Here is an 8,919-nt window from a genome sequence, read left to right as displayed (position 1 = left end):
GGTGGCCCGGTCCATCCTGTCCGGCGTGCTGGCGGGGCAGGCCGAGCTGCTCGCCGATCTACAGGCGGCCCAGCCGGAAGGGAAACCGCCGTCGTAGCGACGGCCCATGGGACGGCGATCGTCTCCCGGGAGTTGGACGGCCTCGCGGAACCGGGAGACGGTCGCCTCGCGGCCCCCAAGGTGATGCTCGCGGCCCAGCCGCCACTGGCTTGGCCCGGTCCCGGGGTGTTGTCGGGGGCGGGTTCGACATGGGTGCTGATGGTGCCGCGCCAGCCCTCGACCAGGCCCACGCCGGTGCCGGGGCCCGCCCTCACAGGAAGATGCTCCGTCACGGCTTCCCTCGCTCGCCTCACCGCACCGGGCCCCAACCTGAAGGAGGCGATGTGTCGTTGCACCACAGGCGGCACATGCTCGATGGCCGCAGCCGGCCGCCTGCCGCGCCGCCACGGCACCCGGAACCCGCGGTTGCCGGTCAACGCGTCGCCTCCGCCACGCGCAGTTCGTCCAGCAGGTCCTGCCGACCGGTCAGCAGGGTGGCCAGGATCCGCCGCGCGGCGGCGAGCAGCTCGGCCACGTCATCCCCGGCCGGCTCGTACACCACCGTCGAACCGGTACGCGTCGCGGTCACGATGCCCGAACGGCGCAGAACGGCCGGCTGCTGAGACAGGCTCGACGGCTCGACCTCGATCGCGGCGAGGAGCTCGCGCACCGGCTTCGGGCCGTCCTGCAGCAGTTCGAGCACGCGGATGCGCACCGGGCGGCCGAGCATTCGGAAGAACTCGGCCTTCGCCTCATACAGCGGAACCGGCATCCCGATCATCCCTGCTCCACCCCCGTCGCCTCGACGTCCACCCCGTGCTGCCGCGCCAGCCGCACCGCCTCGTCCAGCTCGTCCTTGGCCACCGCGACGTCGTACGCGTCCCCCGCACTCACGGCAGCCGCCAGAGCGGACGGCGCCGCGCGTACCCGCGCCAGCAGCGCCTCGGCGACTTCGTTCACCGCGACCTCCGGACGGTGGATCACCTAGGAACCACGGCAACCGACCAATTGAAGAACTCTTCAATTCGATTGCAGAGGGAGGGAACACCGCGATGGACACTGCGGGGACCGGCCGCCGGCCACGGAAGGTCATCCAACGGCCAGGAGCTGCGCACAGAGGCAGAACTCACCCAATTGGGCGGCGACCTTGAACAGCGAGTCGCGCTTGAGTAAAAGGACGCCATGCGGCCCTCCTTGGCCAGTCGCCTGTTTCGGCCTCGGCGGCGGCGTCGCGGATGCCGCGGGGACACCCAGCGGCGGCGGCCAGTGGGGCGATCGGCCCGCCGCACGAGAGTTGACGACCAGTACGACCGCGACCGCGGCCGCGCCGACGAGGTTCACCGCCGCGTGGCCGAAGGGGCGAGGAGGATGCCGGCCTCGCTGCCGTCGGCGCGGCGGTCGCGAGGGTCTTGAGGAAGCCGGGGCCGACGGCGAACGAGGACGAGGCAGCGGAGAGCAGCAGCGCGAAGATCGCCGGACGAGGTGGCCGAACCAGGTCAGAGCGGCGGCCGGTGCGTGAGTGCGAGCGCGAGGAGGATGCGCGGCGGGGGTAGCGGGCGACCAGGTGGTGGTAGTTGACGATGACCAGCGCGATCAGCGCGACGACCAGAGCCATGGCGGTCGGCAGCCTTGGGTTGGGGCGCTGGGAAGCACAGGCATGAGGCTGCCTTCGTCGGCGGGGAACACGCGGGGGTCCACCGCCAACACCGTCGCGAACACGGCTGCATGGCTGTCCAACAGGCGTCGCAGCCCGGTCGTCCGGTGGCTCAGTAGCGCTGGGCCTTGGCGAGGCTGGGCGTCAGCCGGGACTCAGCGGATTGCCGGCTGAAGACGATCGGCTGGTCCTTCTTGCCGGGCTGGAGGTTCTCCGATCCCGTGTAGCGGGTCTCGACCACCTGTCCGGCCTCGTTCTTGAAGTCGATCTGGACGGCGTAGGACGCCTTGTGGCCGGTCTTGTTCGTGATGGTGACAAGGGCGGCGGCAACGCCTCCGGTCTGCGCCTTGGGCATCCCCGTCACGCCGACTTCGGACACCGCGTTGCCGCGCCCCTTCACGCCTTTGAGTTCCTTCTCGGCCGCCGCGGTCCGGCGAGCGGTCTCCGCCGACACCGACGCCTCGAACTCCGAGGCGCGCGCGGACGCCGACGAAGCCGCGGCGGACGCGGAGGCCCGGGCGGAGGAGATGGCGGCAGACGCGGACGACGCCAGCGCGGACGGCATCGTCCCGGAGAACGACGCCGTGTTCGGTGAGGTCGGCGTCCCGGGAGTGGAGGAGCCGCCGGAGGAACCGCTGTTGCCGCACGACGTCAGCGCACCGGCTACTGCGGCACAGGCCAGTGTCGTGGCGGCCCGGTGCAGGAGGCACCGTCCACGGGGTGGTACAACGCGATCATGGGAAGGCATGAGGTCTTCCTTCGGCCCGGGGTTGCTTGATCTCATCGTCAGCACCCGGCACGTGGCGCGCGACTCGGCCTGGACCTGATAGGTGATGCACTGGCGGTCGTACGAGCTCGAACAGTACGAAGCGGACGGTGCCGGCCTGGCATCTGGCCGCGTCTCCCCACCGCCGGAAGACGCGGGGCATGGCTTGTTCGCCCTGGGGCGCGGACCGCGGTCGTGAGGGCCCGTACTGCAGCCGTCGGGCCAGCAGGGCTGCGGCCAGGTCGGCGAGAGTGCCGGGACTTGGCGTCGCGTCGAGTTCGGTGCCTCGCTCGTCCGGTGCGAGGGGTTCGAGTATGGCGAGCTGCGAATCGAGGAGCGAGCCCGGCATGAAGTGGCCGGTGCGCCGCCCGAGCCGGTTCACCAGCAGCTCGCGGTCGGCTGTCAGGTGCAGGAAGAAGGCTCCCGGGCAGGCTGCTCGCAGGATGTCCCGGTAGCGTCGCTTGGGTGCGGAACATGCGACCACCGCACCGGGCGTCGGCCAGGTCACGCTCGTGCAGCCAGCGGCCGACGGATTCCAGCCAGGGGCGGCGGTCGGCGTCGTCGAGCGGTGTGCCGGCCGACATCTTGGCGATGTCGGCCGGGGAGTGGAAGTCGTCGCCGTCCGCGAAGGGCACACCCGGCCGCCGCGCCGGCAGGCGGGACACCGTGGTCTTGCCGATCCCTGCGACGCCCGCCACCACGACGCACGGAGACCGGCGTAGGCCCCCGGCGCCGCTGCGGCCTCCGGATCGGCCCGGAACCCGCGAGAACGCTCGGCCGGCAGCAGCTAGTTGCGCATGCAGGCCGCGGCCCAGACGCCCTCGACGTCCTCGGTGCGCGGCGGCTTGAAGGCGAAGTGCCGCGGGCCGTCGTAGTCGGCCGACTCCAACAGGTCGACCAGTCAGAAGGCCTGGCGCAGGTCACCGGCGCCGAAGCGGAGGTCCTGGTCGTACGTGATCCCGGACTGGCCGTTGAGGTCGATGTGGAAGAGCTTGCTGTGCCACCGGGCCTCGGCGATGCCGTGGGGGAAGTTGAGCACGGCCGTCTGTTCGTGGCCGACCTCGGGGTTCACGCCCACTCGCTCGGTGCGCTCCAGTTCGTTTCATCGGTGGTGGCGCACGGGGCCGGGCCCGGAAGCAGACCGTGCTGCGGGAGTCCGGGCGTCCGCGGTGCAGGTGCCGGCCGCGCGGGAGGTCGTCGCGCTCGGCGCCGCGGCGCAGGCGGCAGGACTGCTGAGCCGCGAGCCGGAGGATTCCGTCGCCCGGCGCTGGGGCACCGCAAACGGCCCGCTGCTGGAGCGGGTCGCGAGGGACACCGCCGCACTTGAGTGGATCGCCGACACTCTGCGGCGCGCGGAAGGCTTGCTCGACTCCGGCACAGCCGGCTCAGCAAGGCCTCGCCCGCGTCGGCCGCTTCACCGGCCGCCGACGCAGGTCGGAGCCCGGTACCGAACCAGGCGGGTGTCGTTTGGATCAGGCCGGCCGGGACGAACGCTGCGGGTCGGCCGACCCGCAGCGGGGCCATAGGGGCCCCGCGCGAGCGAGGTCGAGCGTGGGGGAGTCGGCGGGTGACGACGACGCCGCTGGGGGCGCTCCCGCCGGGGGAGTACGTGCCAGGGTCCGCGACGCCGGGATGATCCGAACGGCACGCCCGACGCCCCTCACCGGGGCGCGAGCGCTGCCGCGAGGAAGTCGTTGCGGAACGCGGCGCGCGGGTCCAGGACGGTCATCAGCCGGCGGAAGTCGTCAGCCCGCTCGTAGAGCGCGCCGACGGCCTCGGCGCGGAGTGCGAACAGCTTGCCCCAGTGAGGACGGGCGCCCAGCGGCAGCAGCTCTGCCTCGATCAGGGTGATCGCCTGCCGCACGGGCTCCTCCACCGGGCGCCAGGTGCAGTGGACGGCGACGGAGTCACGGCCGTAACAGGGACTGAGCCACAGGTCGTCGGCCGCCACGGTGCGGATCTCAGAGGTCAGCAGCAGCGGTGCGATGCGCGGACCGAGCGCGCGCAGGGCCGCGACGGCCGCCGGTGCCGCCTCGCGGGGCAGCAGGAGTTCCGACTGGAGCTCGTCGCCGGCGCTCGGGGTGAAGTCGGGCCGGAAGTGCGGCAGCCGCTCGTGCCAGGGGCCGGGGAGGCCGAGTTGCTCGGTGCAGTGCACCGGGGACAGGCCCGGAACCGGGTGCCGAGGACCGTCGGCGAGGCGTCCGTCCAGCCACCGCCTCCCCGGGTGCGCCGCGCCCTCACGATCCGTCCGGCGCTTGACCCACACGTTCGCGGTGTCCCCTCCCCAGTCCGTGAACGCGCTGACGCTGTAGGCGGCGCCGAACACCTCGTCGAACCGGTCGGCGATCCGGTCCAGCGGCACGTCGTCGTAGACCCACTGGGCCACCTCGAAGGCGGGCTCGACCGCGAGCGTGAGGCCGACGACCGCGCCGAGCGCGCCCAGGCCCACCACCGACCCGGCGAAGCGTTCGGGGTCCGCGGCCCGGCTGAGGTCGAGCAGCTCCCCGTCCGAGGTGATGAGCCGCAGCGCCGTCACGGCCGAGGCGAGACCCGGCTGAGCGTCCCCCGAACCGTGCGTTCCGGTGGCGCAGGATCCGGCGACGGAGATGTGCGGCAGTGACGCCAGGTTGGCCAGCGCCAGGCCGCGAGGCTGCAGCTCCCGGGCGAGTTGGGCGTAGCGCATCGAGCCGGTGACGGTGACGGTGCGCCGGTCGGCGGAAACGTCCAGCCCGCGCGGCAGGCCGTCGAGCATGAGCAGCTCACCCGGGGTGTCCGCGATGCGGTTGAAGGAGTGGCCGCTGCCCAGCACTTTGACCTGGCCGGCGTCGGCGACGATCCGGCGGGCCTCGTCCACGGTAGTGGGACGCTGGACTCGCGCCGGTCTGAAGTCGATGTTGCCTGCCCAGTTGTGCATGTGTGCGCCTCTCTCATTTCCACTCCCGTCGGCGCGCAGATGTGGCGAAAGTTTCGACGGCGTCCGACGAGGACCCGGAGACGCTAAACGTGCATGTACAGCAGTGTCAACGATGCGTGGGGTCATGTGATTCGTCCGATCTGGAGGCTTCGAGGCGCCTCTCATGCTGGGCATCCGAGGAATATTTCGATATCGCGCCCGACCTATTGCGATGACCGGGATCATGGTCCACATTCGTCAAGCCGATAACCAAACTCTTCAGAGGCACCTACTCCGAAGGAGCACATGAGGCATGGACCGCCCTTCCGCCCGGCGCCCGTCCCGCAGGAGCGCCCTCGGCATCGGCGTCGCCGCTGCCTCGGCCCTGGCCACCACACCGCTCGGCTCACCCCTCGGCCTCTCCGCGACCGCGTGGGCCGCGACTCCCACGGGTTCTCTCCATGCCGCCGATGCCGGCGGCCCGGAGGCCACGGACCCCGGCGCCTACATCTCCACCGTCCCGCGCCGCGGAAGTCTCGCCCTCGTATCCGGCGGACAGGCCCTGCCCATCGTGGTGTGCGCCGCCGACCACCCCGGTGTTCTCCGCGCGGTCGACGACCTGCGGTCCGACCTGGAGAGCGTGACCGGTGTCCGGCCCGCTCTGACCGTCCTCGCTCCGGGCGCGCCGCTGCCGCGCGGCCGGGAATGCGTGGTGATCGGGACCATCGGCCGCAGTCCACTGGTCGACCGGCTCGTCGGCGCGGGAAAGCTCGACGTCACCGGTGTCCGGGGCGCGTGGGAGACCACGGTCGAGACGATCGTGGAGGCTCCCTTCCCCGGCGTGGACCGTGCCTTCGTCATCGCGGGGAGCGATCAGCGCGGCACCGTCTACGGCGTCTACGACGTCTCCAGGGGGATCGGGGTGTCACCCTGGTCCTGGTGGGACGACATCGTGCCGCAGCGTCGGACCGGGCTCCATGTCCTTCCCGGGCGGCACACCCAGGGCACTCCGGCGGTGAAGTACCGCGGCTTCTTCATCAACGACGAGAACCCCGCCCTCGGCGGCTGGGCGCCCGCCTACTTCGGTCCGGGCAAGGCGCCCGGCTACCCAGGGGGATTCAACGCCGCGTTCTACGCCAAGGTCTTCGAGCTGATGCTGCGGCTCAAGGCCAACTACCTCTGGCCGGCCGTCTGGGGGCGTGCCTTCGCCCTGGACGATCCGGCGAACCACGCCACCGCCAAGGCCTACGGCATCGTGATGGGCACCTCCCACGAGGCGCCGATGATGCGCGGCATCGAGGAGTGGAACAGGTTCGCCGTCCCGGCGCAGCGCGACGCGAACGGCACCATCACGGTTCCCGGCGGCGACCCGTACGGCGGCACCGGTGAGTGGAGCTTCCGCCACAACGCCGACGCCCTGAAGAAGTACTGGACCGCCGGTATCCAGCGGATGGTCGACGAGGACTTCGAGGGGGTCGTCACCCTCGGCATGCGTGGGAACGGCGACACCGGCCTGGCCGACGGCGACGGCATCGACCTGATGCAGCAGATCATCGCCACCCAGCGCCAGATCCTGACCGACGTCACAGGCCGCGACGTGACCACGATTCCGCAGGTGTGGACGCTCTACAAGGAGGTCGAGCGCTACTGGAAGCGCGGCCTGCGCGCCCCCGACGACGTCACCGTCGTCTTCACGGACGACAACTGGGCCAACACCCGCATGCTGCCGGACCCCGCAGAGCCGGTCCGCAGCGGCAACTACGGCCTGTACTACCACTTCGACTACGTGGGCTCGGGCCGCGACTACAAGTGGGTGGACACCGCCTCCCTGCCGAACGTGTGGGACCAGCTGAACCAGAGCCACACCTACGGCAACCACGGTGTGTGGGTCGCCAACGTCGGTGACCTCAAGGGCAACGAGCTGCCGACGCAGTTCTTCCTGGACTACGCCTGGACCCCTGGCCGCTGGGGACCGGACCGGCTCGACGAGTGGCTGTTCGTCTACTCCCGGCAGAACTTCGGCGCGGCCCAGGCTGCCGCCGTCGCCGACATCCTTGTCCGGTACGGGCAGTTGCAGTCCCGGCGCAAGCCGGAGTTGCTGAACCGCAGCATCACCCTGGACCCCGGCAAGAACCTGGCCACGGACCCGTCCGCGGTCGTGTACGACGACCAGGCCAGCGCCTTCAGCGTGATCAACCACCGCGAGCTGGAGCGCGTGACGGCCGAGTGGCGCGATCTGGCGAACAGCGCCCAGGCGGTCGCGGACGCGCTGCCGTCGGCGGCTCAGGACGGCTACTTCGAGCTCGTGGGGTACGAGGTGCTGGCGACCGCCAACGTCTACGCCCTGCGGCAGGCCGAGTTCGCCAACATCCTCCACGCGGGCCAGGGCCGCGCGGACACGGACTGTCTGGCCGAACAGGCGGAGCAGTGCCTGGCCACCGACTTCGCCCTGGCCGACCGCTTCAACAGCAAGGTGGCCGGCGGCAAGTGGAAGGGCTTCCAGACCCAGCCGCACATCGACTACGGGGACGTCGCCCGCTACGGCCCGAACGCGCCCTGGCAGGAGCCCGAGCTGAACAACTGGGCCATACCCGACGTGATCTTCCCGCCGGTCCGGCGCCTGACCGTCGCCGACCGGCCGGCACTGGGGCTGGCCCTGGAGGGGTCCGCCGCATCGTGGCCAGGCTCCGGGGAGGCCGCCGTCCTGCCCTCGATCAGCCCGTATCAGACCGCTGAGGCGGCCCCGTTCTTCGAGGTCTTCAACCGTGGCGGACGGCCCTTCACCTACCGGGTCACCACCGGTGCGCCCTGGCTGTCGGCCTCGCGGCCGCGCGGCCTGGTGACCGACCAGGTGCGGCTCAGCCTGGTCGCGGACTGGTCCAGGGCGCCCCAGGGCACGTGCCGGGTGCCGGTCACCGTGACGGGGTCCGAGGGGACCGAGGCCACCTTCACCGCCGTGGTGGAGAATCCGGGCCTGTCCCGCTCGCAGGTGGCGGGCTTCGTCGAAGCGGGCGGACACCTGTCCATCGGCGCGGAGCAGTTCGACCGGGCTGTCGGCGCCGGCGCGGTCCAGTGGCAGCGCGTCCCGCGCATCGGGCGGACGGGCGACGGGATGGAGCCCTTCCCGGTCACCGCGGACCGGCAGGTCCCGGGCGGTGCGAGCCCGCGCCTTGAGTACACCACGACCCTGTTCACCACCGGACCGGTCGTGGTCTGGGCGCATCTGTCGCCGCGCAACCCGGCGTTGGCGCGTACGGGGCTCCACTACGCCGTCTCCTTCGACGACGAGCGGCCGCAGACGGTGGACATCATCGCCGCCACGGGGTCGGACGACGGCGTGATGACCATGCAGTGGCAGCGCAACACCTCCGACAACGTCAACCGCACGTCCACGACGCACACCATCACCCGGCCCGGAGTGCACACCCTGAAGTTCTGGATGGTGGACCCGACCGTCGTGCTGCAGGAGTTGGTCGTGGACACCGGCGGTCTGCGGCCCTCGCTCCTCGCGCCGCCGCGGAGCCTGCGCCTGGGCTGACGCGCGGGCCTGACGACGACACGGCCCAG

General features: G+C 71.5%; 5 protein-coding genes and 4 pseudogenes. 3 read left to right on the top strand and 6 right to left on the bottom strand.

Annotation, left to right across the window (positions count from 1 at the left end):
* Positions 1-97 (top strand): annotated as a pseudogene (locus tag ACZ4MF_RS38260) (transcriptional regulator); the annotation flags it as partial.
* Between the two features lie 375 nt (positions 98-472).
* Here ACZ4MF_RS38260 and ACZ4MF_RS38255 read toward each other — a convergent pair.
* The 5 genes and pseudogenes from ACZ4MF_RS38255 to ACZ4MF_RS38235 all read right to left on the bottom strand — a co-directional run.
* A complete protein-coding gene (locus tag ACZ4MF_RS38255; protein ID WP_467497517.1) occupies positions 473-811 on the bottom strand; it encodes an ArsR/SmtB family transcription factor in 339 nt (112 codons plus the stop codon).
* A gap of 5 nt (positions 812-816) precedes the next feature.
* On the bottom strand, positions 817-1,023 hold the full coding sequence (locus ACZ4MF_RS38250) for a hypothetical protein (protein ID WP_467497511.1): 207 nt from the start codon (positions 1,021-1,023) through the stop codon (positions 817-819).
* A 782-nt stretch (positions 1,024-1,805) separates the two neighbouring features.
* Positions 1,806-2,441, bottom strand: a complete 636-nt coding sequence (locus ACZ4MF_RS38245; RefSeq protein WP_467497509.1) for a hypothetical protein — start codon at positions 2,439-2,441, stop codon at positions 1,806-1,808.
* A 226-nt stretch (positions 2,442-2,667) separates the two neighbouring features.
* Positions 2,668-3,124 (bottom strand): annotated as a pseudogene (locus tag ACZ4MF_RS38240) (gluconokinase); the annotation flags it as partial.
* 125 nt (positions 3,125-3,249) lie between these two features.
* Positions 3,250-3,555 (bottom strand): annotated as a pseudogene (locus ACZ4MF_RS38235) (xylose isomerase); the annotation flags it as partial.
* Here ACZ4MF_RS38235 and ACZ4MF_RS38230 point away from each other — a divergent pair.
* Positions 3,549-3,835, top strand: a pseudogene (locus ACZ4MF_RS38230) (xylulokinase); the annotation flags it as partial. The pseudogenes ACZ4MF_RS38235 and ACZ4MF_RS38230 overlap by 7 nt on opposite strands.
* 284 nt (positions 3,836-4,119) lie before the next feature.
* Here ACZ4MF_RS38230 and ACZ4MF_RS38225 read toward each other — a convergent pair.
* A complete protein-coding gene (locus ACZ4MF_RS38225) occupies positions 4,120-5,373 on the bottom strand; it encodes an FAD-binding protein (RefSeq protein WP_467497507.1) in 1,254 nt (417 codons plus the stop codon).
* A 292-nt stretch (positions 5,374-5,665) separates the two neighbouring features.
* On the opposite strand from ACZ4MF_RS38225, the gene ACZ4MF_RS38220 reads away from it, so the two are divergent.
* A complete protein-coding gene (locus ACZ4MF_RS38220; protein ID WP_467497505.1) occupies positions 5,666-8,890 on the top strand; it encodes a glycosyl hydrolase 115 family protein in 3,225 nt (1,074 codons plus the stop codon).
* Positions 8,891-8,919: the final 29 nt, after the last annotated feature.

This window comes from Streptomyces sp. NPDC025793 (assembly GCF_055558375.1).
Note: the sequence above shows the minus strand (reverse complement) of the source record. Positions and strands in the feature narration are given on the sequence as shown.